At 39.7% G+C, this 1,039-nt stretch carries 1 protein-coding gene; it reads left to right on the plus strand.

Features of this window, described 5'->3' with window-relative positions:
- The first annotated feature begins 54 nt into the window (after positions 1-54).
- Positions 55-987: an IS5 family transposase gene (locus E0D95_RS15110; protein WP_019767863.1), complete on the plus strand. Its 933-nt coding sequence runs from the start codon at positions 55-57 to the stop codon at positions 985-987.
- The last annotated feature ends 52 nt before the right edge of the window (positions 988-1,039 follow it).

A 1,039-nucleotide genomic window follows, 5' to 3' on the forward strand; every position in this document is an offset into this window, starting at 1 on the left:
GGCTTTGTTGCACAAACCTATCTCTAAAGGCTTATTCCACAATATAATTCTCAAATGAATAAGCCCACACCTAAAATCTATCGTACAACCAATTGGTCTTCTTATAACAGTGCATTAATAAATCGAGGAAATCTCTCAATTTGGTTTGATCCCAAGACTCAATGGTACGCTCAACCCAAAGGTAAACATGGTCGAAATCAAACTTATTCAGATACAGCCATCCAATGCTGTTTAATGATCAAATCCTTATTTCGTCTTTCTTTACGCATGGTCACTGGCTTTGTGCAAAGTCTCATTCATCTTTGTAGATTAGATTGGACAGCACCGGATTATTCAACCATTTGTAGAAGACAAAAGCATATTGATATTGCAATTAACTATCAAAAAAGCAGTAATGGTCTCCAGCTACTCGTCGATTCTACTGGCTTAAAGTTTCTAGGCGAAGGTGAATGGAAGCGTAAGAAACACCAACCTGAATATCGTCGCCAATGGCGTAAACTACATATTGGTATAGATGCCAAAACCCTACAAATACGCGCTATTCAGCTCACAACCAATAATGTCAGTGATTCACAGGTGCTTGGTGATTTACTTAATCAGATTCCACAAGATGAGCAGATTGACTCTGTTTATACCGATGGAGCTTATGACACCAAGCAATGCCGTCAGGTCATTGCAGATCGGCAAGCGCATGCGGTGATTCCACCTAGAAAAAATGCGAAACCATGGAAAGATACAAAGATCAGCTCTCTAGAGCGAAATGAATTACTTCGAACAGTTAAACGTTTAGGCAGGACATTATGGAAAAAATGGTCAGGCTATCATCGTCGAAGTTTGGTTGAAACTAAGATGCATTGCATCAAATTATTAGGAGATAAACTCAGTGCAAGGAGTTTTGATAGCCAAGTGAATGAGATCCATGCACGTGTAGCAGTCCTTAACAGATTTACGGAATTAGGTCGACCACTTACCCAAGTTACGCCTTAAATTTGGCTCAATTAGGGGCGCTTTGCATTTCAAATCTTTGTGCAACAAAGCC

Origin of the sequence: Acinetobacter ihumii, assembly GCF_900625095.1 — a bacterium.
GTDB lineage: Bacteria > Pseudomonadota > Gammaproteobacteria > Pseudomonadales > Moraxellaceae > Acinetobacter > Acinetobacter ihumii.

Coding starts and splice junctions, on each gene's coding strand:
- E0D95_RS15110 (WP_019767863.1), top strand. CDS start 55: ATGAATAAGCCCACACCTAAAATCTATCGTACAACCAATTGGTCTTCT.